The organism is Candidatus Allofournierella excrementavium (assembly GCF_048526665.1).
GTDB lineage: Bacteria > Bacillota > Clostridia > Oscillospirales > Ruminococcaceae > Allofournierella_A > Allofournierella_A excrementavium.
The window spans coordinates 1-25,326 of record NZ_DBGFPE010000008.1 but is presented as its reverse complement, the minus strand read 5'-3'; the positions used below and the strand labels follow the sequence as shown (position 1 = coordinate 25,326).

The following is a 25,326-nucleotide window of genomic DNA, read 5'->3' as shown; positions in this document are numbered from 1 at the left end:
AGCAGTAAATCTGAAATTGATTTACTGCTTTTTTGCTCAATAGACTCTTAAATCATCTGAAAATATTTCAACGCATCCCTGATCGCCGCTTCCTTCTCCGGCGGACATTTTGGCACTTTAGCATCTTCCTTCTTTGACAGATTATAATTTTGCCCCACATCCAGCCCGCACTTGCGCTTTATTTGCGAGATGTAGAGGGAAGACACCTTCAAGCCAGTATGCTCCAACACATACGCCTTGATCTGCTCGTAGGTCGCCCCCTTCTGGAACCCGGACATATCCATATCCTCCAGTGAGAACTCCACACGAACCTTCTTCGAGTCGATTTCTCCCTTGGAAAGCAAGACAACCGTCTCGAGCAGAAAAGCCTGGGAAAAGAGTTGAACAAGCCTATCCGCCAGTCGGACGGAAGTCTGCTGTCTCCATTTCAGCAGGCAAAGCGATACGCCGCCGAGCTTCCTTATTCCCAGCGCCCCCGGTGGATCGTCACCTGCAATTTTGCGGAATTCCATGTGTACGACATGGAACGTCCCACCGGCGAGGCTGAAGTGATTCGCCTGTGTGATTTGGAAAAAGAATACTATCGTCTGCAATTCCTGGTGGATACGGGAGATACCTCCATAAAAAAAGAAATGGAGGTATCCCTGCAGGCGGGCGACATCGTGGGTATTCTCTACGACGCGCTGTTCCATCAATACAAAGACCCCAGTTCAAGCCAAGCGCAAAGAAGTTTGAACGCTCTGTGTGTGCGTCTGGTTTTTTGCCTGTATGCCGAGGACGCAGGTATTTTCGGCGGACGAAACATGTTTCACAATTACCTGCAGCGCCACAAATCCGATGCGCGCCGTGCTCTTATCGACCTGTTCAAGGTATTGGACACAAAGCCTGAGGACCGCGACCCCTACATGGACGATGACTTGGCTGCCTTCCCCTATGTGAATGGCGGCTTGTTCGCAGATGAAAGCGTTGTTATCCCACGGCTGGACGAAACCATCGTGGAACTCATCCTCCGTCGGGCCAGTGAAGACTTCGATTGGTCTGCCATCAGCCCCACCATCTTCGGCGCGGTGTTCGAGAGCACCCTCAACCCGGATACACGCCGGGCAGGCGGTATGCACTATACCAGCATCGAAAACATCCACAAGGTCATCGACCCGTTGTTTTTGGATGAACTCCGCGGCGAGTTCGAAGCTATCCGGGAAATTGCGGTGGACAAGACCCGAACCGCCAAGCTGCGGGCGTTTCAGCAAAAGCTGGCCGATCTGACTTTTCTGGACCCCGCCTGTGGTTCCGGCAATTTCCTCACCGAAACCTATCTTTCCCTGCGGCGGCTGGAAAATCAAGTGATTGGGGCGTTGCATTATGGTCAGATCACCCTGGATGTGAACGACCCCATCCAGGTATCCATCGGGCAGTTTTATGGCATCGAGATCAACGATTTCGCGGTGACCGTCGCAAAGACCGCCCTATGGATCGCAGAGAGCCAGATGATGAAAGAAACCGAAGACGTGGTGCACATGTCTCTGGACTTTTTGCCGCTCAAATCCTACGCCAACATCGTGGAGGGAAACGCCCTTGGGATGGACTGGGAAACGGTGGTTCCGAAGCAGAAGCTGGACTACATCATGGGAAACCCGCCCTTTGTGGGCGCGCGCATGATGAGCGCCGCGCAAAAAGAGGACCTGAACGCCGTGTTTCCCGGCTGGAAAAACGCCGGCAACCTGGATTATGTTTCCTGCTGGTACAAAAAATCCGCCGACCTGATGGCGGCTTCCCCCATCCGCGCGGCGTTGGTGTCCACCAATTCCGTCACCCAGGGCGAGGCGGTGGCAAACCTCTGGAAGCCGCTGTTTGAGGCCGGCGTGCACATCGACTTTGCCCACCGCACCTTCCGGTGGGACAGCGAGGCAAAAAGCAAGGCCCACGTCCACTGTGTGATCGTGGGGTTCAGCACCGCGCCAAATCCTGCTCCGCGGCGCATCTACACGGCCGGGCGGCCCCAAATCGTTCACAACATCAACGGTTACCTGGTGGACGCGGAAAACGTGTTTGTGGAAAGCCGCAGCGTTCCCCTGTGTGACGTGCCGGAGATTGGCATTGGCAACAAGCCCATCGATGGCGGCAACTACCTTTTCACCCCGGAGGAAATGGAAGCGTTCGCGCAGAAGGAACCTGCCTCCCGACCTTGGTTCCGGCCCTGGTACGGCTCTCAGGAATTCATCAATCGCTGCCCCCGCTACTGCCTGTGGCTGGGCGACTGCCCGCCCAATGAACTGCGAAAAATGCCCGAATGTTTAAAGCGGGTGGAGGCTGTGCGGCAGTTCCGGCTGGCCAGCAAAAGCGCCGGCACGGTAAAGCTGGCGGAACGGCCCACCCGTTTCCATGTGGAAAACATGCCCCAAGGCAACTATATCGTCATCCCCGAAGTTTCTTCCGAACGGCGCAAATATGTGCCAATGGGATTCATGACCCCAGATGTGCTTTGCAGCAATCTCGTAAAAATTATCCCTGATGCTTCTCTCTACCATCTCGGCGTGCTCACCTCCAACGTCCACATGGCCTGGATGCGAGCTGTATGCGGGCGGCTGAAAAGCGATTACCGCTACTCCAAAGACATCGTCTACAACAACTTCCCCTGGCCGAACCCCACCGAGGAGCAAAAAGCAAAGATCGAGCAGACGGCCCAGGCCATCCTGGACGCCCGCGCCCTGTTCCCGGATTGCTCCCTGGCGGATCTGTACGACGAGGTCACCATGCCGCCTGCTCTGCGCAAGGCCCACCAGGAAAACGACAAGGCTGTGATGCGCGCCTACGGCTTCAATGTAAAAACCACCACCGAGGCTACCTGTGTGGCCCGGCTGATGGAGCTGTATCAGCGGCTTTCGAGCGAATAGGACAAATAAGGCTGCGCTTGTGGCGGGCTGGACAAGCGGCGGGGGCCGCCTGCGTAATTACGCAGGCGGCCCCCGCCGCTTTCCTCAAGATACCAAAACAAGGCTTATTCCGCTGTCGATGCGGGGTCCAGCATGCCCAGCTCCTCCATGGCCTTGCGCTCCTTTTCCGCTATTTCGGCGGCGGCTTCGGCGTTGGGGATGAAGGGCCCGCCCACCGGCGCGCCGTCGTTCGGGTCGGGCATGTAGCAGCGGATGGTGTAGCTTTCCAGCGCAGGTCCGGGCACGCCCTCGTTGAGCCGGTGGCTCAGCACGCACCGGCAGTCCACCCGCAGTTCCAGCAGGGTGCCGGCGTAATAGACACTGTCCACTTCGGTGAAGGTGGCTTCCAGCACGCCGGGCAGCGTTTCAAGCTGTTCGGCCAGGGCCGGGTCGGGGGCTGCGGTGTTGTTGAAGAGCACCGCCATCCGGTACTCGCCGTCCACATCGTTGTTCCAGACGGGCGGGAAGTAGAGTTCCGTTCCCGTCCAATTCTCGTTTTCCTCGGCGGGTTCAAACCGGAAGGTCACCGCGTCCTCCCCCACCGTGCACTCACCGAAGGTGTAGTGGTCATCCACGGTGGAGCACTCCCGGCCGTAAACGCCCTGGGGGTAGACGAACTCGTTGTTTTCATAGCTCACCGTTTCGCCGGTCCCAAGGTCCACCTTGAACACGCCCATGCCGTTATGCATGACCTCGTCGCCCCCGTGGATAACGCCGTCGGTGAGGACGGTCAGCAGGCCCGCGTCGTCCACATACATCCCGGTGACGGAACTGTTGTCCGGCAGAGTGATGTAAAAGGCGCTGCCGTCCGGCTTTTCCACCAGCAGCGCGGCCGCGTCCGGCAATTCCAGCGAGGAGTAGACGGTGCACTCCAGAAAATCGTTCACCTCATAGCTGCTTTCAAAGCGGGTGGTCTCGATGTCCACGCCGCATTGGCCCAGCAGGGCGCGGATGTGGTCCGCCTCCCCTTCCCCGGCCGGGGCGGCGGGCGCGGAGGTGCTTTCCATGCTTTCTGCGGGGGGCGGCGCGGCGCAGGCCGAAAGGGCCAGCAGAGCCGCTGCGAGGGCGAGGCACAGTGCTTTTTTCATGGGGAGATACCCTCCTTTTCTTTCGTTGAGGTCTCTGCCTTGTGAACGGCGGGGCAGGGCCGAAAAACCGCCTTTTTGCTCGGGGTTTGCCGCTTTCTCCCTTTTGCACAAAAAGGCCCGCATGCCTTGCATGCGGGCCTTTGGTTTGCTTTGGTGGACAGCCCGCCTTTTGAAACAGCCGGAATGCCAAGGGAAAGCAATGATTATACCAAATGTAATATTCAGCGGTTTTTGTACATCTCTTCGTAGTACTTCTGGTAGTTGCCGCTGGTGACGTTGTTCATCCACTCTTCGTGGGCCAGGTACCAGTCGATGGTCTTGACGATGCCCACCTCAAAGGTGGTCTCGGGGTACCAGCCCAGCTCGTTCTTGATCTTGGTGGGGTCGATGCCGTAGCGGCGGTCGTGGCCCAGGCGGTCGGCCACATACTTGATGAGGCCCTCGTCGATGCCGTCGTCCTGCAGGCGGTCGTGCAGCTGGGCGATGATGGTCTTGACGATGAAGATGTTGGGCCGCTCGTTGTGGCCGCCCACGTTGTACACTTCGCCGTCGCGGCCGCCGTTCGCCACCATGTCGATGGCCTTGCAGTGGTCCTCCACATACAGCCAGTCGCGCACGTTCATGCCGTCGCCGTAGACCGGCAGCTGCTTGTGGTGCTTGACGTTGTTGATCATCAGCGGGATGAGCTTTTCGGGGAACTGGTAGGGGCCGTAGTTGTTGGAGCAGCGGGTGATGTTCACCGGCATGCCGTAGGTGTCGTGGAAGGCCATCACGAACATGTCGGCGCTGGCCTTGCTGCTGGAATAGGGGCTGTGGGGGCACAGGGGGGTGGTCTCCATAAAATAGCCGTCCTCGCCCAGGCTGCCGTAGACCTCGTCGGTGGACACCTGCAGGTACTTCTTGCCCTCGGCCCACTTGCCGTCTTTCAGCCAGGCGTTCTTGGCGCACTGCAGCAGGTTCACGGTGCCCAGCACGTTGGTCTCCACGAAGATCTCGGGGTTGGTGATGCTGCGGTCCACGTGGCTCTCGGCGGCGAAGTTGATGACGTAGTCGAAGTCGTATTTCTCGAACAGGCTCGTCACCAGCGCCCGGTCGCAGATGTCGCCCTGCACGAACACGTGGCGCTCGTCGCCCTCCACGTCCTTCAGGTTCTCCAGGTTGCCGGCGTAGGTCAGCTTGTCCAGGTTTACAAGGAGTATATCCTTGTATTTATTCAGCATATAGTAAACAAAGTTGGAACCAATGAAGCCGGCGCAGCCGGTGATGAGGTATTTTTTCATGGGGGATTTCCCTTTCCTTTCTTATTTCAGGCCGTTTTCGCCGTCCCAGTGGTCGAAGTAGCATTTCAGCGCATCCTGCCAGGGGCGCATCTCGTTGCCCACGGTGCAGGCCAGCATGCGGTTTTCCAGGGCGCTCCAGGCGGGGCGCTTTGCCGCCGCGGGGTGCTTTGCGGCGTATTCGGCGCTGGTGCAGGGGGACACTTCCGCGTCCACTCCGGCCAGCCGGATGATCTCCTTGGCGAAATCATACCAGCTGCAAACGCCCTCGCCGGTGCAGTGGTAGACGCCGTAGTCGTGGCTCACCGCCAGCTTGAGGATGTGATGGGCCAGGTCCTCGGCGTTGGTGGGGTTGCCCAGCTGGTCGTTCACCACTTCCAGCTTGCCGAACTTCTTGCCGGCGTTCACCATGGTCTTGACGAAGTTCTTGCCGTTGTAGCCGTAGAGCCAGGCGGTGCGCACGATGAAAAAGCGGTGGCAGAAGCAGCGCACGTATTCCTCGCCCAGGGCCTTGGTGCGGCCGTAGGCGCTCACCGGGCCGATGGGGCAGCTCTCGTCCAGGGGGGCGTCGCCCTCGCCGCTGAAGACGTAGTCGGTGGAGACGTGGATGAGCCGCGCGCCCACCCGCTCGGCCGCCTGGGCCAGATGCGAAGCGCCCATGGCGTTCACCTTGAAGGCGGCGTCCAGGTTGGTTTCGCAGCCGTCCACGTTGGTGAAGGCGGCGCAGCTGATGATGGTGTCCGGCTGGTGGCGGCGCACAAAGGCGATGGTGGCCGTGCGGTCGGTGATGTCCAGTTCAGGCACGTCGGTGGAGAGGACAGTGGCGTTTTTCAGCCGCTCGGGCAGAGGGCCCAGGCTGCTGCCGCCCTCTTTCAGCTGCCGCTGCAATTCGGTGCCCAGCTGACCGCCGGCGCCGGTGATGAGGATCTTCATCTGCGTTCCTTCCTTCTTTTGCTCAATAGCGGATCTTGGCGTCGGCCACACGCTTCAGGTGCTCGCCGTAGGGGCTCTTGCCGTAGCGCTCGGCGCTTTCCAGCAGTTTTTCCTTGCTGATCCAGCCGTTCTTGTAGGCAATTTCCTCGGGGGCGCTGATCTTGATGCCCTGGCGTTTTTCCACCATGCGCACAAAGTCGGCGGCGTCCACCAGACTGTCCATGGTGCCGGTGTCCAGCCAGGCGAAGCCCCGGCCCAGCAGCTGCACGTCCAGCTTGCCCTCTTCCAGATACATGGCGTTCAGGGTGGTGATCTCCAGCTCGCCCCGGGCGCTGGGCTTGACCTGTTTGGCCTGGGCGCTGACCCGGTTGTCGTAGAAGTACAGGCCGGTGATGGCGTAGTTGCTCTTGGGCTCCTTGGGTTTTTCCTCCACGCTGATGACCTTGCCGTTCTCGTCGAACTCCACGATGCCGAAGCGCTCGGGGTCGTTGACGTAGTAGCCGAAGACGGTGGCGCGGCCGTTCTGCTCGGCGTTGGCCACCGCGGCCTTGAGGATGCGGGAGAAGCCGTTGCCGTAGAAGATATTGTCGCCCAAAATCATGGCGCAGCAGTCGTCGCCGATGAACTCTTCGCCCAGCAGGAAAGCCTGGGCCAGACCGTCGGGGCTGGGCTGCACCTTGTAGGACAGGCGCAGACCGTACTGGCTGCCGTCGCCCAGCAGATGCTCGAAGCGGGGGGTGTCCTCAGGGGTGGAGATGATGAGGATGTCCTGGATGCCCGCCAGCATCAGGGTGGACAGGGGGTAGTAGATCATGGGCTTGTCGTACACCGGCAGCAGCTGCTTGGAGGTGACCATGGTCAGGGGATACAGACGGGTGCCGGCGCCGCCGGCCAGAATGATGCCTTTCATACCATTCGCTCCTTATTCGGGCGCGTGCGCGCCCTTCGTTTTTGCGGCTTGGCACAAAGCGGAGCCACTTCCGCTGTTTACGATTTTGAGGGGCGCGCCGAAGCCGGCGGGCCGCAGGCCTTTACAGCCGGAAGCCCCACTTGCAGAAATAGCGGCCCATGCTTTTGAGCTGCTGCAAAAAGGGTTTGAGGCTTTTCTGGGGCGCGCGGTGCCAGGCGTGGCAGGCGGTGAACTGGGGCAGGTAGTAAACAAGGCCCTTCTGCCTTGCCTTCTGGGTGATGTCCGCGTCCTCCACATACATGAAGTATTTTTCGTCGAAGCCGCCGATGGCCTTGAACACGGCGGTGCGCATGCAGAAAAAGCTGCCGGTGCAGAACTCGATGGGGGTGGGTCTCGAGAGGTCCTCGTCCAGCATGGCGTAGTGGTCGCCAAAGCGTTTGAGGCCCGGCACCCCCTGCCGCGCGGCGAGGCCCAGCACGCCGGGCTTGCGCTTGGGCAGCACCTGCTCGTGCCCGTCGGGGAAGGTGAGCCGCGGGGTGGCCATCACTGCCTCGGGGTGTTCTTCAAGCCAGCCGCACAGCCCGCCCAGCACGTCGCTCTCCACGAAAATGTCGGGGTTGAGCACGAAGTGATAGTCGCTGTCCAGAAGGGGCAGCACCTTGTTGTGGCCCGCGCCGAAGCCCAGGTTCTCGGGCAGGCGCAGCACGGTGACATTCTCCGGCCAGGGGTGGGCGGCCAGAACTTCGCCCGCGCCGTCGGGGCTGGCGTTATCCACAAGATAAAGAGTGAGGGGCGCGGCGGTGTGCCGCAGCACCGATTCGGCGGCGCGGATGACCTCGTCGGCCCCGCCGTAGCTCACGATGCAGGCGCTGATCTTCAACGCGCCGCCCCCTTCCGAAAAACCAGAAATAGTCGAGTATAGTATACCACAAAGGAGCCGCCGGGGCAACATGGAAGGTGCCCGCCGCGTTGGGCGGCACAGAAAAAGCCGCCGCACCCATCCGGGTGCGGCGGCTCTTGTTTTATCTTGCTCAGCCCTGCTGCTTGCGCTTGGCCTCGATGGCGGCCAGAGCATCCTTGCGGCTCAGGTTGATGCGGCCCTGCTGGTCGATCTCGGTGACCATGACGATCAGCTCGTCGCCCACAGCGACCACGTCCTCCACCCGCTCGACGCGCTTGGTATCCAGCTTGGAGATGTGCACCAGACCTTCCTTGCCCGGGGCGATCTCCACGAAGGCGCCGAAGTTCATCAGGCGGGTCACGCGGCCCTTGTAGATGGCGCCCACCTCGGGGTCCTCCACAATGGTCTTGATGGTGTGGATGGCACGGTTGGCGTCGTCCACGTCGATGGCGGAGACGAACACGTGGCCGTCCTCCTCCACGTCGATCTTGCAGTTGCAGTTGGCGCAGATCTCCTGGATGACCTTGCCGCCCTTGCCGATGACGTCCTTGATCTTGTCCACGGGGATGACCATGGACAGCATCTTGGGAGCGTACTTGGACAGCTGCTCGCGGGGAGCGGGGATGACCGGCAGCATGATCTCGTCCAGGATGAAGAGACGCCCTTTCCGGCACTTCTCAAAGGCTTCCTCGATGATCTCGTAGGTCAGGCCGTCGATCTTGATGTCCATCTGGATGGCGGTGATGCCCTTGTGGGTGCCGCCCACCTTGAAGTCCATGTCGCCGTGGAAGTCCTCCACGCCCTGGATGTCCAGCATGGTCATCCAGCGCTCGCCCTCGGTGATGAGGCCGCAGCTGATGCCGGCCACAGGGGCCTTGATGGGCACGCCGGCATCCATCAGGCTCAGGGTGGAGCCGCAGATGGAGGCCTGGCTGGTGGAGCCGTTGGAGGAGAGCACTTCACTCACCAGACGGATGGTGTAGGGGAACTCCTCCACGCTGGGCAGCACGGGGATGAGGGCACGCTCGGCCAGAGCGCCGTGGCCGATCTCGCGGCGGCCGGGGCTGCGGGGAGCGCGGGCCTCGCCCACGGAGTAGGGCGGGAAGTTATAGTGATGGATATAGCGCTTGTAAGGCTCGGTGCCCAGGTCGTCCATCAGCTGGCTGTCCTTGGTGGAGCCCAGGGTGGTGACGGTGAGCACCTGGGTCTGGCCGCGGGTGAACATGCCGCTGCCGTGCACGCGGGGCAGCAGGCCCACTTCGGCGGCCAGGGGCCGGATCTCGTTGATGCCGCGGCCGTCCACGCGCTTGCCCTCGTCCAGCAGCCAGCGCCGCACCACGAACTTCTGCATCTTGTACATCAGTTCCTCGATGACGGAAGCGCCCCACTGCTCGGCGTACTGGGCCTCCAGCTTCTCGCGGATGGGCAGCAGACGGGCGTCGCGCACGTTCTTGTCGTCGGTGTCCATGGCGGCCTTGAACTCGTCCAGGTACTCCGCCTTCACGGCCTCGAACAGGTCGTGGTCCAGCTCCATGTCCTGGAACTCCTTCTTGGGCTTGCCGATCTCGGCCACGATGCCGTTGATGAACTCGATGACCTTCTTGATCTCCACGTGAGCGGCCTTGATGGCGTTCAGCATGGTGACCTCGTCCACCTCGTTGGCGCCGGCCTCGATCATGACGATCTTCTTCTCGGTGGCGGCCACGGTGAGCTGCAGGTCGCTCTTCTCGCGCTGCTCCAGGGTGGGGTTCACCACCAGCTGGCCGTCCACCAGACCCATGAACACGCCGCCGATGGGGCCGGCCCAGGGGATGTCGGAGATGGACAGGGCGATGGAGGTGCCGATCATGCCGGTGATCTCAGGGCTGCAGTCCTGGTCCACGCTCATGACGGTCATGGTGACGCAAACGTCGTTGCGCATGGTCTTGGGGAAGAGGGGCCGGATGGGCCGGTCCACCACGCGGCTGGTGAGGATGGCCTTCTCGCCGGGGCGGCCCTCACGGCGCATGAAGCTGCCGGGGATGCGGCCCACGGAGTAGAGCTTTTCCTCAAAGTCCACGCTCAGGGGGAAGAAGTCGATGCCGTCGCGGGGCTTCTCGCTCATGGTGACGTTGCACAGAACGGCGGTCTCGCCGTAGCGCACGAGGCAGCTGCCGTTGGACAGGCCGCACATCTTGCCGGTCTCCACCACCAGGGGCCGGCCGGCCAGTTCCATCTCAAAGGTCTTGAAATTGGGGAACGTTTCGTGTTTGGACGCAAATTCCAAAGCCATAGAAAATACCTCCTGTTGTTTTTCGCGGCATGGGGCCGCGGATCTGTTCGGTGCGGAGGGAGGGTGGCTTTAGCAATAAATCCGGGGTTTTTCGGAAAAGAAAAGCCCTCGATTTACCGCTAAAAACACGCGACACTCCGCAGGTGCGGGGGGCAAAAGACTGCTTTTCGGCCCAAAGCCGAAAAACAGGTAAAAGGCAGGCGGTGCAAACGACCGCCTGCCTTTTGTGACTGTGATTACTTGCGCAGGCCCAGCTTGGCGATCAGGGCGCGGTAACGCTCGATGTCCTTCTTCTGCAGGTAGGCCAGCAGGTTGCGGCGGCGGCCGACCATCTTCAGCAGGCCACGACGGCTGTGATGGTCGTGGGGGTTGGCCTGCAGATGCTCGTTCAGGTGGTTGATGCGGGCGGTCAGCAGGGCCACCTGCACCTCGGGAGAACCGGTGTCGGTCTCATGCACGCGGGCGGATTCGATGACAGTCTTCTTGTCTTCCATTGTTGTTACCTCGTTTCATTTTATTTGCCGATGACCCGGCGCAGGGCAGCGAGGCGCTCTGATGCAGAGCATACACCCCCCACTGAGTCACGGTAGCCATAATAGTATAGCACAGCCAAAGGCGGATTACAAGGGGCTTTTCCCCATTTCCCGGTCCTTGCGGTCAAACCAGCGCCGGGCCTCGTCGGCCCAGGCCATCACGGCGGCCCGCAGCTGGCTCGTGCTCTCAAAGCGGCGGCTCTCGGCTATGTAGTCCAGCAGCTCCACCGTGACCTTTTGGCCGTAGAGGCCGCCCTCAAAATCCGGGATGAAGGTCTCGCAGGTGATGCTGCTGGCGTCGTCGTTCACGGTGGGCCGGCTGCCGAGGCCGGTGACCGAGGGCAGCCAGTGCTCGTCCAGCTGCACCCGGCTCACATAGACCCCCAGCCTGGGCATCTGAAAGCCCGCCGGGTAGACCTGGTTGATGGTGGGCATGCCCAGGGTGCGGCCCAGGCCCTTGCCGTGGCGCACCTCGAAGTCGATGGAGTAGGGCCGGCCCAGCATGGCGGCCACCTCGCCCATCTCCCCTGCCGCCAGGGCGGCGCGGATGCGGGTGGCGCTGACCGTCTCGCCCTTGTAAAGGGCCATGGGCACCACCTCCACCCGGATGCCCAAAGGCGCGCAGAGTTCGCGCAGCACCGCCACGTTGCCGGCGGCCTTTTTGCCGAAGGTGAAGTTGTCGCCGCAGAAAACGGCCTTTGCGTTGTACAGGCCCGCCAGCACTTCGGTGACGAAGGCCTCGGGCGAAAGGTCGCAGAATTCCTCGAAGGCGGGCTCGAAGAAGTGGTCCGCCCCCAGCTCTTCGATGCGGCGGTGCTTTTCCTCGTCGGTGATGAGCCGGCCGCCCTTCATGGCATGGCCGGCGGGCAGGCTGAAGGTGAACACCGCGGCCTCCAGCCTCTCGGCGCGGGCGCAGTCCACCGCGGCGGAGATGACCGCCCGGTGCCCGATGTGCACCCCGTCAAAAAAGCCCAGGGCCACCGCGCTGCCCCGCCCGAAGGCGGCAGGCGGCAGGGCCGTGAGCCGATGGTAGATCTGCAAGGCGTTTCACGCCCTTTCCACAAACAGTTTTTCGGCGCGCAGAACGCCGTCCTCCGCCTTGCCCAGGCCCAGGAAGGCCCCGCCGGCATAGAGCCGCCAGCGCCCTTCGGCCATCTCCGCCCGGCGCACCGGCGCGCCGTTCAAAAGGCGGGCGGTCTCCTTTTCGCTCACCTCGGCGGCGGGCAGGTGGGTGAACACCGTGTCCACCCCCAGCAGGAGTTTTTCCAGTTCGCCCGCTTCCTTGGCGGCCTGGATGGCCTCCAGCGTGACGCAGCCCTCCAGGGTGAACGCGCCCGCGCGGGTGCGCCGCAGCGCCGCAAGGCAGGCGGGGCAGCCCAAAGCCGCGCCCAGGTCTTCCACCAGGGTGCGCACATAGGTGCCCTTGCTGCACTCGATGTCGATGACGAACCGGTCCGGGGCGGTCTGTTCCACCAGGTCCAGCCGGTAGAAGGTGACCGGCCGCGCCGCCCGCTCCACCGTCTTGCCCTGGCGGGCCAGCTTGTAGAGGGGCACGCCGCCCACCTTCACCGCCGAGTACATGGGCGGGGTCTGCATCTGGGGGCCCAGGAAGGCCTCCAGCGCCTGTTTCACCGCCGCCGCGCCGGGGATGTTCTCTCCTGCCGCCACCGGGGTGCCGGTGACATCGCCGGTGTCGGTGGCAAGGCCGAAGCGCACCTCGGCCCGGTAGGCCTTGTCGTGGTCCAGCTGCAGGTCCACCGCCTTGGCGGCCATGCCCACGAACACCGGCAGCACGCCGGTGGCCATGGGATCCAGGGTGCCGGAGTGGCCCAGCCTGCGGGTGGCAAGCACCCCCCGCAGTTTTGCAATGACGTCAAAGCTGGTCCAGCCGGCGGGCTTATCCACCGGCAGGATGCCGCACAGGGGGCTCATTGCTGCTCCTTTGCGCCGCGGGCCAGCTCTTTTTCCACCTCGGCCAGCACGGCGACCTTGGCGTTCTCCAGATTGCCCTCCAGCTCGCAGCCGGCGGCCTGCTCGTGGCCGCCGCCGCCCAGCCGCCGGGCGATGGCGCAGGCGTCCACCCCTTTGACGGTGCGGATGCTCACCTTGTAGCTGCCGGCGGGGTTCTGGCGCAGGGTGACGCCCACCCGCACGCCCTCGATCTTGCGGGGCAGGCCGGTGACGCCCTCCAGGTCCTCCACCGAAACGCCGGAAGCAGCGATCTGCTCCCGCGTCATGGAGATGAGGGCGCACTGCTCGTCAAAGTAGTATTCCAGATTTTCCAGGGCGGTGCGCTCGATGGCGATGCGGCCCTTGGATTTGTTTTCGAACAGCAGGGGGTTCAGCTCCTCCACCCGGGCGCCCGCCTCCATCAGCGCCGCCGCCACCTTGTGGGTGCGGGCGGTGGTGTTGCCGAACAAAAAGCAGCCGGTGTCGGTGGAAAGGCCGGTGTACAGGCAGTCGGCGATGACCGGGGTGATGGGCGCCTGCATGGCCTGCAAAAGCTCGTAGATGATCTCGGCGGTGGCGGCGGCGTCGGCGTCCAGGTACATGGCGTCGGCATAGCCGCTGTTGGAGCCGTGGTGGTCGATGCAAAGGTCCACCTTGTCGGAATAGGGCTTCACGCCGTCGCCGAACAGCTGGATGCTCGCCACATCCACCGCAACGATGTAGCCCGGCTCAAACTGGCCGGTGAACAGTTCCGCCTGCATGTAGGAATAGCGGGCGGGGATGGGGTCGGAGCAAAGCAGCGCGGCCGTTTTGCCAAGGCCCTTGAGGGCGTGATACAGCGCGGCGGAAGAACCCACCGTGTCGCCGTCGGGATTTTTGTGGCACAGGATCAGCACGTTCTCGGCATGGAGCAGGCGGCTGATCAGGCTCAGCAATTCCAGAATCTCACTCATGATTTCTCCTTGTTTTGCCGCTGCACGGCGGGGCCGTTCAGCCTTCCTCCTCTTTGTGGAGGCCGGCCAGCAGCTCGTTGATGTGGGCGGCATAGGCCGCGCCGTCGTCCCGCAAAAACACAAAGCGGGGCGCCTTGCGGATGTGCATGCGGCGGGAAATTTCGGTGCGCACATGGCCTGCGGCGCGGTTGAGCGCCGCCACGGCCTGTTTCGCGGCCTCCTCATCGCCCAGCACGCTGACGAAGGCCCGGGCCTGGTCCAGGTCCTGGGTCACTTCCAGCCGGGTGATGGTGAGCAGGCCGCCGGCAAGGCGGGGGTCCTTCATCTGCCCCACGATGCCGATCAGCTCCCGCTTCATATCCTGGGCCAGACGGCCCTGATTTTTCGCATTGGGCATTCCTGTCACCTCGTCAGTCGCGATATTCTTCCAGGATGTAGGCCTCGAAGATGTCGCCCTCTTTGATGTCGGAGAACTTCTCCAGCGTCACGCCGCACTCGTAGCCCTGGGCGACTTCCTTCACGTCGTCCTTGAAGCGGCGCAGGCTGGCGATCTCGTCCTCGGTGACCACGATGCCGTCGCGCACCACGCGGATCTTGCTGGTGCGGGTGATCTTGCCCTCCAGCACATAGCTGCCGGCCACCAGGCCCACGCTGCTGATCTTGTAGACCTGACGCACTTCCAGACGGCCCTGCTCCACTTCGCGGATCTTGGGGGCCAGCATGCCCTTCATGGCGTCGGTGACGTCGTTGATGGCGTCGTAGATGACGCGGTACATCCGCATCTCCACCTCGGCCTGGGCGGCCTCTTCCTTGGCCACGGGGTCGGGGCGCACGTTGAAGCCGATGATGATGGCGCCGGAGGCGTTGGCCAGCATGACGTCGGACTTGTTCACCGCGCCCACGCCGGTGTGGATGACCTTCACCCGCACCTCGTCGTTGCTGATCTTCTCCAGGCTCTGCTTCACGGCCTCGGCGCTGCCCTGCACGTCCGCCTTGACGATGATGTCCAGCTCCTTGCGCTCGCCCTCGGCGATCTGGCTGAACAGGTTATCCAGGGTGACCTTCTGGTAGGTGCTGAACTGGCGCTCCTTGGCCTCGGCGGCGCGCTTGTCGGCCAGCTCGCGGGCCAGCTTCTCGTCCGCCACCGCGTCGAACAGGTCGCCCGCGGCGGGCACTTCGGTGAGGCCGGTGATCTCCACGGGGGTGGAGGGGCCGGCGGTCTCGATGAACTGGCCCTTGTCGTTCTTCATGGTGCGCACGCGGCCCACGGCGGTGCCGGCGATGATGCAGTCGCCCTTGTGCAGGGTGCCGTTCTGCACCAGGATGGTGGCCACGGGGCCCTGGCCCTTGTCCAGGCGGGCCTCCACCACGGCGCCCTTGGCGCGGCGGTTCGGGTTGGCCTTCAGCTCCCGCACCTCGGCCACCAGGTTGATGTTCTCCAAAAGGTCGGGGATGCCCTGGCCGGTGAGGGCGGACACGGGCACGCAGATGACGTCGCCGCCCCACTGCTCGGGCACCAGCTCGTACTGGGTGAGCTGCTCCATGACCCGCTCGGGGTTGGCGGTGGGCTTATCCATCTTGTTGATGGCCACGATCACCGACACCTGGGCGGCCTTGGCGTGGTTGATGGACTCCACGGTCTGGGGCATGATGCCGTCGTCGGCGGCCACCACCAGAACGGCGATGTCGGTCATGTTGGCGCCGCGGGCGCGCATGCTGGTGAACGCCTCGTGGCCCGGGGTGTCCAGGAAGGTGATGGTCTTGCCGCCGGCCACCACCTGATAGGCGCCGATGTGCTGGGTGATGCCGCCGGCCTCGCCCGCGGTCACATGGGTCTTGCGGATGGCGTCCAGGATGGAGGTCTTGCCGTGGTCAACGTGGCCCATGACCACCACGACGGGGGGACGCTCCACCAGATCGGCGGCGTTGTCCTCTTCCACCTCGAACAGCCGCTCCTCGATGGTGACATGCACCTCTTTTTCCACCTTGGCGCCGAACTCCTCGGCCACGATGGCGGCGGTGTCGAAGTCCACCACTTGGCTGACGGAGGCCATCACGCCCAGCCCCATCAGCTTCTTGATGACGTTGCTGGCGGTCTGCTTCAGGCGGCTGGCCAGCTCGCCCACGGTGATCTCGTCGGGGATCTGCACCTTCAGCTGGGCCTTGCGGGCCTTTTCCAGCTGGATGCGCTGCAGGCGCTCGGCCTCGGTCTCCCGCTTCTTCTGGAAGGGCTGACGGCCGCGGTTCTTGTTGTTGGAGAACTTCTGCTTGTTGCCCGCCGGGGTGGGCTTGCGGCGGTTCTCCACGTTCTTGGTGCCCGCCAGCTCGGTGTATTTCTCGTTGAACTTGTCCAGGTTCACGTCCACGGTGCGGGTGTCCACCACCTTGGTCACCACTTCGCGCTTGGGCGCGGGGGCCTTGGTCTCGGGCTTCTTCTCCGCCTTGTGCTTGGGACGGGGCATCTCCACCACGGTGCCGTCGGCCTTTTTCAGGATCTCGCTCTCCTTGGGCTTGGGCTTGGGGGCGCTGTCCAGATAATCGGCCAGGTCCGCCTCGGCGTTCTCCTGGGTCAGGCGCTCGAAGACGTAGTTCAGCTCGGCTTCGTCCAGGTTGGCGCCCACCTTCTTGGGCTCGCCGCCCAGCGCGGCCAGCATGTCCACGATCTGCTTGGCGGGTTTGTTCAGGTCTTTGGCGACCTCGCTCACTTTGTATTTAATGATCATGCGTTGTCCTCCTTGTTCTGCTCGAGGCTGCGGCGGCACAAAACGGCCAGCTGTTCATCGGTCACGGCGTAAACGCCCACCTTTTTCCAGGTGACGGGGCACAGGTCCGCCTGGGCGAGGGGCATTTGAAGGCAGGGGGCCAGATCTTCGCAGTTCCGGCGCACCCGTTTCGCGGTGCCCTCGCTCACATCGCTGGCCAGCAGCACCAGATGGGCCTTGCCCTGGTACACGCTGTCCATCACGGCGTCGAAGCCCAGCACCAGCCTGCCCGCTTTTTTGCACAGCGACAGGGCAGAAAACAGTTTTTGATTATTCGTTTCCACTTTGGGCTCCTTCTATCTCCTGTTCGATCCGCTCGTAGACCTCGGGCGGGATCTGCGCATCCAGCGCGCGTTCCAGGCGCTTGGCCTTGCGGGCCTTGGCCAGACACTGGGCGCTGGGGCACAGGTAGGCGCCCCGGCCGGGCATTTTGCCCACGCGGTCCAGGGCGATCTCGCCCTGGGGGCTGCGGACCACCCGCACCAGCTCTTTTTTGGGCTTCTGCTCGTTGCAGCCGGTGCAGCGCCGCAGCGGGATCTTTCGTTGTTGCACGGGGCAGCTTCCTTTCTTTTAATAGTATGAACGGCAAAGAGGGGTTCAGTCCTCGGTGTCCTCGCCGTAGTAGCCGCTCTCGGGGCGGATGTCGATGTTGTAGCCGGTGAGCCGGGCGCACAGGCGGGCGTTCTGTCCCTTGTTGCCGATGGCCAGGCTCAGCTGATGGTCGGGCACGGTGACGCGGCAGGCCTTGCGCTCGCCCTCCAGAATTTCAACTTTCAGCACCTTGGCGGGGCTGAGGGCCGCGCCGATGAACTCGGTGATGTCCTCGCTCCAGCGCACCACGTCGATCTTCTCGCCGTGCAGCTGCTCCACGATCTGGTTGACGCGGGCGCCGTGCGCGCCGATGCATGCGCCCACCGGGTCCACGTTCTCGTCCTTGGACCAGACGGCCATCTTGGTGCGCACGCCGGCCTCGCGGCTGATGGCGCGGATCTCCACGGTGCCGTCAAAAATTTCGGGCACTTCCATCTCGAACATCCGCTTGACCAGCTGCTCGCTGGTGCGGCTGATGATGATGCGGGGCCCGCGCTCGGTGACGATCACGTCCTTGACGTAGACCTGCACGTGCTGGCCCTCGTAGAACTCCTCGCCGGGCACCTGCTCGGAGCGGGGCAGCACCGCCTCGCCCTTGCCCATGTCCAGCACCACGATGCCCTTTTCGCTGTCGATGCGCACCACCTGGGCGGTGACGATCTCGTGGGCCTTGGACTGCATCTCGCTGTACAGCTGGCTGCGCTCGGCCTCGCGGATGCCCTGACGGATGACGTGCTTTGCGGTCTGGGCGGCGATGCGGCCGAACTCCTTGGTCTTGAGGGGGGTCACCACACGCTGGCCCACCTGATAGGTCTTGCGGATGGCGTGGGCCTGCTCCAGGCTCAGCTGGGTGTGGGGGTTCTCCACCTCTTCCACCACGTCCTGCACCAGGTTCACCGAGAAGCGCCCGTTCAGCGGGTCGATCTCCACCAGAACGTTCTCGTCCTCCACCTCGTAGTCCTTCTTGACGGCGATGACGATGGCAGCCTTGATCTTCTCGATCAGGTATTCGGGGGAGAGGCCGCGCTCCTTGCCAAGCATGTTCAGGGCCTCAAAAAACTCTGCGTTCATTTTTTCTGTTTCCTCCAATTTTGACCGGCCGCACACGGGCCGTAGAATTTTGAAAGGCGCGATGCCGCGCCGGGATCAGAACAGGTCCTCGTCGTCGCAAAGCTTCACGAAGCTTGCGTCCGCGAGGGCGAAGGTGACCGGGCCGGCGGGGCCTTCCAGAGTGACGTCGCCGTCGGCAAAAGCCAGCAGCGTGCCCTCCAGTTCCCGCGCGCCGTCTGCGTTCGGGCGGATGAGCCGGGCGGCGATCTTCTGGCCCACATAAGGCCCGAAGTGCTCCGGCCGGGTGAGCCGGCGGCCGAGGCCGGGGCTGCCCACTTCCATATAGTAGCTCTGGTCGATGGGGTCGGCGGCGTCGATCACCGGGTCGATGGCCCGGCTCACCGCTTCGCAGGTGTCGGTGTCCAGCGGGGTGTCCCGGTCGATGAAGATGCGCAGGAACCAGTCCGGCCCCTCCTTTTCAAAGCGCACGTCCCACAAGCGCAGGCCCATGCCCTCCACCACCGGGCGCACCAGCTGCTCCACCGTGCGCACCGTGTTTTTGCCGCCGTTTCCTTTCGCCATGGCAAAACCTCCCAAACATGCAAAGAGAGCGAGCCTTGCGGCTCACTCTCCAGTCAAACATTCTTACCTTGGCATTATACCACGCGGTTTTGGCTTTTGCAAGCCTTTGGCGGCGCGGTTTTGCCCTCTTTTTGCGGGTTTTGGCCCCTCTGGGCTCACAGCGCCCACTCGCCGTTCTCAAAAATGGTCACGGTGGCCCCGTCCTTGCACAGGCCAGTGATGGTCATGTCCTCCGCGCCCACCATCACGTCCTCGTGGATGGCGGAGTCGTTCACGCCCAGCGCCAGCAGCTCCTCCTTGCTCATGGTGTTGCCGCCCTTGACGGTGCCGGGATAGCCCGCGCCGAAGGCGATGTGGCAGGCGGCGTTCTCGTCAAAAAGGGTGTTGTAGAAGAGCACTCCGCTGCGGTTGATGGGGCTGGAGGCGGGCACCAGGGCGATCTCGCCGATGTGGGACGCTCCCTCGTCGCTGGCCAGCAGTTCGCCCAGCAGCTCGTCGTTCTTTTCGGCGGAGTGGGCCACCACCTTGCCGTCCTTGAAGGTCACCGAGAAGCCCTCGATGAGCTGGCCGTTGTAGACGTAGGGCTTGGTGCCCTTGACCACGCCGTCCACATGCAGGCGGTGGGGCGCGGTGAACACCTCTTCGGTGGGGATGTTGGGGATGAAGGGGATGCCGTTGCCCGCAACGCTGGCCGCGCCCTCCCAGGAATGGGTGTCGGCGAGGCCCACCACCAGGTCGGTGCCGTTGGCGCTGGTCATGTGGATGCTCTCCAGGTCCAGGGCGTTCAGCTTGTCCCGGTTGGCGGTCATGTGGGCGGTGTGCTCCTTCCAGACCGCCACGGGGTCCGAGTCCGCGTCGATGCGGCAGACCTCAAAAATCAGCTGCCACAGCTTTTCCACCGCGGCCTCGGTCTCCATGCCGGGGAACACAACGGCGGCCCAGGCGGGGCTGGGGATGGCCACCACGCACCACTGGATGAGGTCGTTCATGGTGTAGTTGCGCCAGGGCTCCAGCGCGGCGCGGCGGGCCATGCTGACCCGGTTCAGCTTGCCCGCGTCCAGCCCTTTCAGGGCCTCGGGGTCGTCAGCGTGGATGTTCAGTACGCACGCGCCGCCCTCGCTCTCCACATAGTCCAGATAGCTGCGCAGCACATGGGGCTTCACGTCGCAGAGGGTGTCCTCGCTGGCCTTGTCCATGCGGATGCGGGTGAGCTGCTCGTCGGAGTACTTCACCACCACGTCCGCCGCGCCGGCCTCAAAAGCGGCGGCGGCGCAGGCACGGGCGAAGAAGGCGGCCTCCACCGGGCTCTGGATGATGAGGGTCTGGCCGGGGCCCACGTTCACCCCCACCTTCACGATGAATTCGGCGTATTTTTCCATCAGCTTCTTATCCATGTTCTGTCTCCTTTCCCCCGCCTTCGGCCGGGGTCAATGTGTTCAGTATGGGCGAAAAGGGGCCTCACCACACCAGCGACATCAGGGTGGTCAGGATGCCCGCCACGCCGATGGCCACGCTGCTCATGGCGCCCTGCACCTGGCCCATCTCCATGGCGCGGCCGGTGCCGATGGCGTGGCTGGCGCTGCCGATGGCCACGCCCGCCGCCACCGGGTGGGCCTCCAGCCGGAAGAGCCTGACCAGCAGCGGCGCGAAGGCCGCCCCCACGATGCCGGTGAAGAGCACGCAGAGGGTGGTCACGGCGGGCACGCCGCCCCCCGCCTCGCTGAGGGCGATGGCGATGGGGGTGGTGACGCTGTGGGGCAGCGCGCTGTTTGCCAGCGAGGCGTCCAGCGCCAGCAGGCGGCACAGGCCCGTGGCCACAAAAGCGTTGGTCAGTGCGCCGGCGGCGCAGCCCAGCACCACCGGCCAGAAGTTTTCTTTCAGCACCTGCCGCTGCCGCCAGACCGAGAGGCCCAGGGCCGCGGTGGCGGGCAAAAGCAGCATGTCCAGGTAGTCCGCGCCCTGGCGGAACCACTCCAGCGGGATGTCGAAGGCGGCCAGCGCCGCCACTGCCAGGGCGATGGCCACCACCAGCGGGTGGACCAGGGGGTGCTTTGCCTTGGCCGCCACCCACAGGCCCGCCTGCCAGGTGAGGGCGCAGAGGGCAATGCCGAACACGGCGTTGTTACAGATCAGTTCCTTCACGGCGGCCTCCCTTTTGGATGCGCTGCACCAGCCGCACGGTGAGGGCGGCGGCGGCAAAGGTGAAAAAGCCGCTCACAAGGCAGACCGCCGCCAGCGCGGCGCCGCTGGAAGCCAGCAGGTCCAGGTGTTCCAGAAGGCCCACCCCGGCGGGCAAAAACAGAAAGGTCAGATGACCCTGCAAAAAGTCGCACAGGCCGGCCACCGAGCCCTCCTTCACAAGGCCGAAGCCCAGAAGGCCGGCCAGCAGCAGGATGGCCAGCACGCTGGCGGGCAGGGTGAAGGGCAAAAGGCCGCTGGCCGCCGTTGCCAGAAGGCAGACGCCGAACACGATGAGTATCTGGCGGATGATGTTCATACTTTTTCCTCGCTTGGCTGCAAACGGGGCCCGCCGCTGCCGGCAGGCCCCGCCTGTTTCAGGGCCAGACGGCCTTAAAACTCGATCTTCTTCTCGATGTAAGCCTTGACCTCAGAGATGGGCAGGCGCACCTGCTCCATGGTGTCGCGGTCGCGGATGGTCACGCAGCCGTCGCCGGCCTTCTCGCCGTCGCCGAAGGTGTCGAAGTCCACGGTGACGCACAGCGGGGTGCCGATCTCGTCCTGGCGGCGGTAGCGCTTGCCGATGGAGCCGGTCTCGTCGTAGTCCACCATGAAGTGCTTGGCCAGCTCCTGCCAGATGGGCCGGGCCTGCCCGGCCAGCTTCTTGCTCAGGGGCAGCACCGCCGCCTTGTAGGGGGCCAGCGCCGGGTGCAGGCGCAGCACCACGCGCTTGTCGTTCTTGGCTTCGTCCACGACCTCCTCGTCGTAGGCCTCGCACAGGAAGGCCAGGGCCACCCGGTCGGCGCCGAGGCTCGGCTCGATGACGTAGGGGATGTAGTGTTCGTTGGTCTCGGGGTCGAAGTACTCCAGGCTCTTGCCGCTGGCCTCCTGATGGCGGCCCAGGTCGTAGTCGGTGCGGTCGGCGATGCCCCACAACTCGCCCCAGTCGGTGAAGGGGAAGGCGTACTCGATGTCGGTGGTGGCGCGGGAGTAGAAGGCCAGCTCGGCGGGGTCGTGGTCACGCAGGCGGAGGTTCTCCTCCTTGATGCCAAGGCTCAGCAGCCAGTTCTTGCAGTAGTCCTTCCAGTAGGCGAACCACTCCAGGTCGGTGCCGGGCTTGCAGAAGAACTCGCACTCCATCTGCTCGAACTCGCGGGTGCGGAAGGTGAAGTTGCCCGGGGTGATCTCGTTGCGGAAGGCCTTGCCCACCTGGCACACGCCGAAGGGCAGCTTGCGGCGGGTGGTGCGCTGGATGTTGGCAAAGTTCACGAAGATGCCCTGGGCGGTCTCGGGCCGCAGGTAGCACACGGAGGAGGAGTCCTCGGTGACGCCGATGGCGGTCTTGAACATCAGGTTGAACTTGCGGATGGGGGTGAAGTCGTGCTTGCCGCACACGGGGCACACCACGTCCTCATGGGTGGCGATGAACTCGTCCAGCTCTTCCTGGCTCATGGCGTCGGCGTTCACCTCGGGGTGAGCGTCCTCCACCAGCTTGTCCGCCCGGTGGCGGGCCTTGCAGCTCTTGCAGTCCAGCAGGGGGTCGGAGAAGCCCGCCACATGGCCGGTGGTCACCCAGGTCTGAGGGTTCATGATGATGGCGGCGTCCAGACCCACGTTGGTGGGGCTCTCCTGCACGAATTTCTTCAGCCACGCCTTCTTCACGTTGTTCTTGAACTCCACGCCCAGGGGGCCGTAGTCCCAGCTGTTGGCAAGGCCGCCGTAGATCTCGCTGCCGGGGAACACGAAGCCCCGGCTCTTGCACAGAGCCACGATGGTGTCGAAGTTCTTTTCACGATTGTTCATTGCGCATTTACTCCTTTTCCGCGCCGCTGGCTGCGGCGTGATGATTTGGGTCTTTTACAAGTGTAAGCCCGCCGGGGCCGTTCGTCAAGACAATTCGGCCCCGAGTTTGCCCCGGGAGGCAAAAAGAAAGCGAAACAGCGCCCGCGGCGCCGCTTCGCTTTCAAACGCTTGCCCGTTTGGGGGCGTTCGCCTTTTCCGCCTGCCTTGTCCGCGCAAGGCCCTTTTGCAGCATGCGTATCGTCACCGTCACGATGACGGCGTAGATCGCCCCGCTGGAAACGGCGGTGAGCGGAAGCATGGCGCTGCCGTCCGCGGCCGTTCCCTCCACCATGATGAGGGTGTTCTGCAGCGTCAGCACCGCCACCAGCGCGTCGATGAAATTGACCGTCCGCAGCTCCGCCACCAGGATGCCGCTCCCCCTGCGCCGCTGCCGCCCGATGTGGACGGAGGCCATGGTGATCTTCCAGGTGGTGTACGTCGCCATGGTGATGGCCGGGATCGGCCCCATGGACACGGGCCTTTCCAGCACCGCCATCATGGAAACGGGCAGGATCAGCGCCAGGTCCAGCACCAGCAAAAGCGCGGAGCTGACCAGGAACGTGCGGCGGCGGCAGCGCCCCTGCACGGCGGCCGGGCGCGTTCTGCCGCGGCTTTCCGTCAAAAGGATGCTGCCCCGCACCGCCGTGAGCAGAAGATAGAACCCGGCAATGCTTCCGTGCCAGAGCGACCCGTGGCGGATGCCCAGGTATCCGTTGTACGCCGCAAAGAGCGCCGTGCACACGGAGGACGCGCCGGCGCTGAGCAGGGTCCGGCGTGCGTAGTCGCCCCGCCACGCCCGGAGCAGGAGCCCGGCCCGGCCGTCATTTCTCACAAAAGCCCTCCCTGGGCCGCACGCAGGCCTCGATGATGCCGGCGACCATCTCCACGTCATCCTCGCAGTCCCGCCGAAGCCACTCCTTGACGGTGGCGGCGATGCCCTCCACATAGTACGCCATGTAGTAGGAGCGGTGGGCGGCCGGGACTCCGAACCGCTCCAGAACGGGGCCGATGATGCGCTGTTTGAGGTTTCCGTACCGCCGGGCGGCCTGCACGCTGCCGGGGGCGCGGAAGGCCGCCCGGTAGACCTTCTTGTTGTCACGGATGAAGCGCAGGTAAGGCAGAAGGTATTCCCGGGTGACCAGCACCAGCTCTTCCCGCTCGCGGCTGGCTATCCCGTCCGTGATCTCTTCTTCCCGGCGGGGAAAGTAGGACTCAAAGCGTCGGTCGATCATGTCCATGGCCTCGTCCGTCAAATCGGCGATGGTCTCATAGTGCAGGTAGAAGGTGGACCGGTTCACTCCGGCCCGGCGGCATATCTCCTTCACGGTGATATACTCCAGGTCCTTCTCCTCCAGCAGCGCGATGAGCGCCTCGTCCATCCGCAGGGCGGTGTTGAAGTATTTGCTTTCTGACTTGTTCATCCTGCCGCCCTCCTTGTGTTCACTCTCCCGCTTCGCTGATCTCCCGGGCCAGCTGCATGATCTCGAAGGCGTACTTTTCCTTGCCGGAGCGCAGCAGCTTTTTGTAGACGGGATAGTTGAGGCCCACGCCCACGATGCCCAGCACGCCCAGCAGGATGCCCGCCCCGGTCATCAAAAGGCCGCCGTTTCCGATCACCTGCATGGACAGGCACATCCCCAGCCCCAGGATCAGGGTCATCAGGATGCCGAAACCGTAGGCGAAGATGTTGGCCGGGGCCTTGGCTTTCCGGTCCAGCTTGCGCAGGGCGACGACCTTGGAGGCGTCTTTGGGCGCGTATTCGTTGGCGATGGCCTCTGCAAAAATTTTGTCTGTGTTCATGGCGAAATTCTCCTCATAAGTTTGATATTCCGCAGCTGCTGAGATTATCATAGAGGATGCAACGCCAAAAAGGAACGACACCTTGCGCCCTTTGTGCCGATTTCAGCGGGCGCCCGGCGACTTTTTGCAAAAAAGCGTCGGAGCAAAGCGAACTTTGCAAATGGCCGCCCCCCCCGGCGGCGGGGCCCCCGCGAAAATTTGCGAAGCAAAATTTCGTGGGGAGAAGGAGGAGCAAGGGAGCGGGCGGATGACGCTTTTTTGCAAAAAAAGTCGCCGCAAGCGATATGCCGCTTATGGCCGCCCTTGGGGCGGCCGGGGCCCCCGCGGAAGTTTGCGAAGCAAAATTTCGTGGGGAGAAGGAGCCGCAGCGGAGTGAGCGCGCCGGCGGCTTTTTGCAAAAAAAGTCGCCGCAAGCGATATGCCGCTTATGGCCGCCCTTGGGGCGGCCGGGGTCCCCGCGAAAATTTGCGAAGCAAAATTTCGTGGGGAGAAGGAGGAATGACGGAGCGGTATGAGAAAAGCCCGGCCAAAGGCCGGGCTTTTTGAATGGAGCGAAGTCCATTCCGACGTGGTGCCTCCGATCGGAATCGAACCAATGACACGGGGATTTTCAGTCCCCTGCTCTACCAACTGAGCTACAGAGGCAAAAAAATGGAGCGGCTTACGAGGCTCGAACTCGCTACCTCCACCTTGGCAAGGTGGCGCTCTACCAGATGAGCTAAAGCCGCTTATGGTCGGGATGACAGGATTTGAACCTGCGGCATCCTGCTC

The 25,326-nt window shown here is 63.4% G+C and carries 23 protein-coding genes, 2 tRNA genes and 2 pseudogenes; 1 reads left to right on the top strand and 26 read right to left on the bottom strand.

All coding sequences use genetic code 11. The features are described 5' to 3' along the window. Positions 1-47 precede the first annotated feature (47 nt). Positions 48-359: pseudogene (locus tag ACMI1Q_RS03100) on the bottom strand (23S rRNA (uracil(1939)-C(5))-methyltransferase RlmD); the annotation flags it as partial. Here ACMI1Q_RS03100 and ACMI1Q_RS03095 point away from each other — a divergent pair. Further along, positions 354-2,894 (top strand): annotated as a pseudogene (locus tag ACMI1Q_RS03095) (DNA methyltransferase); the annotation flags it as partial. The pseudogenes ACMI1Q_RS03100 and ACMI1Q_RS03095 overlap by 6 nt on opposite strands. Before the next feature lie 104 nt (positions 2,895-2,998). Here ACMI1Q_RS03095 and ACMI1Q_RS03090 read toward each other — a convergent pair. The 25 genes from ACMI1Q_RS03090 to ACMI1Q_RS02970 all read right to left on the bottom strand — a co-directional run bounded on the left by ACMI1Q_RS03090 (position 2,999) and on the right by ACMI1Q_RS02970 (position 25,283). Beyond that, the gene (locus tag ACMI1Q_RS03090; RefSeq protein ID WP_419502766.1) at positions 2,999-4,021 is read right to left on the bottom strand and encodes a hypothetical protein; all 1,023 of its coding nucleotides are present in this window, start codon (positions 4,019-4,021) and stop codon (positions 2,999-3,001) included. Positions 4,022-4,242: 221 nt separating this feature from the next. Continuing rightward, positions 4,243-5,301 carry a dTDP-glucose 4,6-dehydratase gene (gene rfbB, locus ACMI1Q_RS03085; RefSeq protein ID WP_419502765.1) on the bottom strand — a complete coding sequence of 353 codons (1,059 nt, stop codon included), beginning with the start codon at positions 5,299-5,301 and terminating at the stop codon, positions 4,243-4,245. A gap of 21 nt (positions 5,302-5,322) precedes the next feature. Beyond that, a complete protein-coding gene (gene rfbD, locus ACMI1Q_RS03080) occupies positions 5,323-6,231 on the bottom strand; it encodes a dTDP-4-dehydrorhamnose reductase (RefSeq protein ID WP_419502764.1) in 909 nt (302 codons plus the stop codon). A gap of 22 nt (positions 6,232-6,253) precedes the next feature. Then, a complete protein-coding gene (gene rfbA, locus ACMI1Q_RS03075) occupies positions 6,254-7,141 on the bottom strand; it encodes a glucose-1-phosphate thymidylyltransferase RfbA (RefSeq protein ID WP_418440858.1) in 888 nt (295 codons plus the stop codon). Between the two features lie 121 nt (positions 7,142-7,262). Then, positions 7,263-8,021 (bottom strand): glycosyltransferase family 2 protein, encoded by a 759-nt coding sequence (locus ACMI1Q_RS03070; RefSeq protein ID WP_419502763.1) that lies wholly within the window; start codon positions 8,019-8,021, stop codon positions 7,263-7,265. Positions 8,022-8,172: 151 nt separating this feature from the next. Next, entirely contained in the window at positions 8,173-10,314 is a 2,142-nt protein-coding gene (locus ACMI1Q_RS03065) for a polyribonucleotide nucleotidyltransferase (RefSeq protein ID WP_419502762.1), read from the bottom strand. A 236-nt stretch (positions 10,315-10,550) separates the two neighbouring features. Then, positions 10,551-10,808 carry a 30S ribosomal protein S15 gene (gene rpsO / locus ACMI1Q_RS03060; RefSeq protein WP_177522373.1) on the bottom strand — a complete coding sequence of 86 codons (258 nt, stop codon included), beginning with the start codon at positions 10,806-10,808 and terminating at the stop codon, positions 10,551-10,553. A 126-nt stretch (positions 10,809-10,934) separates the two neighbouring features. Continuing rightward, positions 10,935-11,888: a riboflavin biosynthesis protein RibF gene (gene ribF / locus ACMI1Q_RS03055; RefSeq protein ID WP_419502761.1), complete on the bottom strand. Its 954-nt coding sequence runs from the start codon at positions 11,886-11,888 to the stop codon at positions 10,935-10,937. Positions 11,889-11,894: 6 nt separating this feature from the next. After that, positions 11,895-12,779 carry a tRNA pseudouridine(55) synthase TruB gene (gene truB, locus ACMI1Q_RS03050; RefSeq protein ID WP_419502760.1) on the bottom strand — a complete coding sequence of 295 codons (885 nt, stop codon included), beginning with the start codon at positions 12,777-12,779 and terminating at the stop codon, positions 11,895-11,897. Continuing rightward, positions 12,776-13,750: a DHH family phosphoesterase gene (locus ACMI1Q_RS03045; RefSeq protein ID WP_419502759.1), complete on the bottom strand. Its 975-nt coding sequence runs from the start codon at positions 13,748-13,750 to the stop codon at positions 12,776-12,778. Before ACMI1Q_RS03045 ends, truB begins: the two co-directional genes overlap by 4 nt. Positions 13,751-13,787: 37 nt before the next feature. Further along, positions 13,788-14,147, bottom strand: coding sequence for a 30S ribosome-binding factor RbfA (rbfA, locus tag ACMI1Q_RS03040; protein WP_394965427.1), 360 nt, complete (start codon positions 14,145-14,147; stop codon positions 13,788-13,790). Between the two features lie 13 nt (positions 14,148-14,160). Continuing rightward, positions 14,161-16,473 (bottom strand): translation initiation factor IF-2, encoded by a 2,313-nt coding sequence (infB, locus tag ACMI1Q_RS03035; RefSeq protein ID WP_394981204.1) that lies wholly within the window; start codon positions 16,471-16,473, stop codon positions 14,161-14,163. Beyond that, positions 16,470-16,796: a L7Ae/L30e/S12e/Gadd45 family ribosomal protein gene (locus ACMI1Q_RS03030; RefSeq protein WP_177522378.1), complete on the bottom strand. Its 327-nt coding sequence runs from the start codon at positions 16,794-16,796 to the stop codon at positions 16,470-16,472. Before ACMI1Q_RS03030 ends, infB begins: the two co-directional genes overlap by 4 nt. After that, a complete protein-coding gene (gene rnpM / locus ACMI1Q_RS03025) occupies positions 16,783-17,064 on the bottom strand; it encodes an RNase P modulator RnpM (protein ID WP_177522379.1) in 282 nt (93 codons plus the stop codon). The genes ACMI1Q_RS03030 and rnpM overlap by 14 nt, the downstream gene beginning before the upstream one ends. 45 nt (positions 17,065-17,109) lie before the next feature. After that, the gene (gene nusA / locus ACMI1Q_RS03020) at positions 17,110-18,174 is read right to left on the bottom strand and encodes a transcription termination factor NusA (RefSeq protein WP_177522380.1); all 1,065 of its coding nucleotides are present in this window, start codon (positions 18,172-18,174) and stop codon (positions 17,110-17,112) included. A gap of 75 nt (positions 18,175-18,249) precedes the next feature. Next, on the bottom strand, positions 18,250-18,735 hold the full coding sequence (gene rimP, locus ACMI1Q_RS03015; RefSeq protein WP_330057714.1) for a ribosome maturation factor RimP: 486 nt from the start codon (positions 18,733-18,735) through the stop codon (positions 18,250-18,252). Between the two features lie 155 nt (positions 18,736-18,890). Beyond that, on the bottom strand, positions 18,891-20,129 hold the full coding sequence (locus tag ACMI1Q_RS03010) for an aminopeptidase (protein WP_330057712.1): 1,239 nt from the start codon (positions 20,127-20,129) through the stop codon (positions 18,891-18,893). Between the two features lie 64 nt (positions 20,130-20,193). Continuing rightward, positions 20,194-20,877 carry an LrgB family protein gene (locus ACMI1Q_RS03005; RefSeq protein WP_177522383.1) on the bottom strand — a complete coding sequence of 228 codons (684 nt, stop codon included), beginning with the start codon at positions 20,875-20,877 and terminating at the stop codon, positions 20,194-20,196. Then, entirely contained in the window at positions 20,858-21,232 is a 375-nt protein-coding gene (locus ACMI1Q_RS03000) for a CidA/LrgA family protein (protein ID WP_177522384.1), read from the bottom strand. Before ACMI1Q_RS03000 ends, ACMI1Q_RS03005 begins: the two co-directional genes overlap by 20 nt. Before the next feature lie 74 nt (positions 21,233-21,306). After that, the gene (locus ACMI1Q_RS02995) at positions 21,307-22,716 is read right to left on the bottom strand and encodes a glycine--tRNA ligase (protein WP_417025108.1); all 1,410 of its coding nucleotides are present in this window, start codon (positions 22,714-22,716) and stop codon (positions 21,307-21,309) included. Positions 22,717-22,876: 160 nt separating this feature from the next. After that, a complete protein-coding gene (locus ACMI1Q_RS02990) occupies positions 22,877-23,587 on the bottom strand; it encodes a hypothetical protein (RefSeq protein ID WP_419502758.1) in 711 nt (236 codons plus the stop codon). Further along, positions 23,577-24,176 (bottom strand): TetR/AcrR family transcriptional regulator, encoded by a 600-nt coding sequence (locus ACMI1Q_RS02985; protein ID WP_419502757.1) that lies wholly within the window; start codon positions 24,174-24,176, stop codon positions 23,577-23,579. Before ACMI1Q_RS02985 ends, ACMI1Q_RS02990 begins: the two co-directional genes overlap by 11 nt. 19 nt (positions 24,177-24,195) lie before the next feature. Next, a complete protein-coding gene (locus ACMI1Q_RS02980; protein WP_419067781.1) occupies positions 24,196-24,555 on the bottom strand; it encodes a dihydropteridine reductase in 360 nt (119 codons plus the stop codon). Positions 24,556-25,124: 569 nt separating this feature from the next. Beyond that, positions 25,125-25,200: transfer RNA gene (locus ACMI1Q_RS02975), tRNA-Phe, on the bottom strand. A gap of 7 nt (positions 25,201-25,207) precedes the next feature. Beyond that, positions 25,208-25,283, bottom strand: a tRNA-Gly gene (locus ACMI1Q_RS02970). Positions 25,284-25,326 lie beyond the last annotated feature (43 nt).

What these genes read in the sequence shown, in the direction of transcription:
- ACMI1Q_RS03090 (WP_419502766.1), bottom strand. Translation starts at nt 4,021, where the DNA reads ATGAAAAAAGCACTGTGCCTCGCCCTCGCAGCGGCTCTGCTGGCCCTT.
- rfbB (WP_419502765.1), bottom strand. Translation starts at nt 5,301, where the DNA reads ATGAAAAAATACCTCATCACCGGCTGCGCCGGCTTCATTGGTTCCAAC.
- rfbD (WP_419502764.1), bottom strand. Translation starts at nt 6,231, where the DNA reads ATGAAGATCCTCATCACCGGCGCCGGCGGTCAGCTGGGCACCGAATTG.
- rfbA (WP_418440858.1), bottom strand. Translation starts at nt 7,141, where the DNA reads ATGAAAGGCATCATTCTGGCCGGCGGCGCCGGCACCCGTCTGTATCCC.
- ACMI1Q_RS03065 (WP_419502762.1), bottom strand. Translation starts at nt 10,314, where the DNA reads ATGGCTTTGGAATTTGCGTCCAAACACGAAACGTTCCCCAATTTCAAG.
- rpsO (WP_177522373.1), bottom strand. Translation starts at nt 10,808, where the DNA reads ATGGAAGACAAGAAGACTGTCATCGAATCCGCCCGCGTGCATGAGACC.
- truB (WP_419502760.1), bottom strand. Translation starts at nt 12,779, where the DNA reads ATGAGCCCCCTGTGCGGCATCCTGCCGGTGGATAAGCCCGCCGGCTGG.
- ACMI1Q_RS03045 (WP_419502759.1), bottom strand. Translation starts at nt 13,750, where the DNA reads ATGAGTGAGATTCTGGAATTGCTGAGCCTGATCAGCCGCCTGCTCCAT.
- rbfA (WP_394965427.1), bottom strand. Translation starts at nt 14,147, where the DNA reads ATGCCCAATGCGAAAAATCAGGGCCGTCTGGCCCAGGATATGAAGCGG.
- infB (WP_394981204.1), bottom strand. Translation starts at nt 16,473, where the DNA reads ATGATCATTAAATACAAAGTGAGCGAGGTCGCCAAAGACCTGAACAAA.
- nusA (WP_177522380.1), bottom strand. Translation starts at nt 18,174, where the DNA reads ATGAACGCAGAGTTTTTTGAGGCCCTGAACATGCTTGGCAAGGAGCGC.
- rimP (WP_330057714.1), bottom strand. Translation starts at nt 18,735, where the DNA reads ATGGCGAAAGGAAACGGCGGCAAAAACACGGTGCGCACGGTGGAGCAG.
- ACMI1Q_RS03010 (WP_330057712.1), bottom strand. Translation starts at nt 20,129, where the DNA reads ATGGATAAGAAGCTGATGGAAAAATACGCCGAATTCATCGTGAAGGTG.
- ACMI1Q_RS03000 (WP_177522384.1), bottom strand. Translation starts at nt 21,232, where the DNA reads ATGAACATCATCCGCCAGATACTCATCGTGTTCGGCGTCTGCCTTCTG.
- ACMI1Q_RS02995 (WP_417025108.1), bottom strand. Translation starts at nt 22,716, where the DNA reads ATGAACAATCGTGAAAAGAACTTCGACACCATCGTGGCTCTGTGCAAG.
- ACMI1Q_RS02985 (WP_419502757.1), bottom strand. Translation starts at nt 24,176, where the DNA reads ATGAACAAGTCAGAAAGCAAATACTTCAACACCGCCCTGCGGATGGAC.
- ACMI1Q_RS02980 (WP_419067781.1), bottom strand. Translation starts at nt 24,555, where the DNA reads ATGAACACAGACAAAATTTTTGCAGAGGCCATCGCCAACGAATACGCG.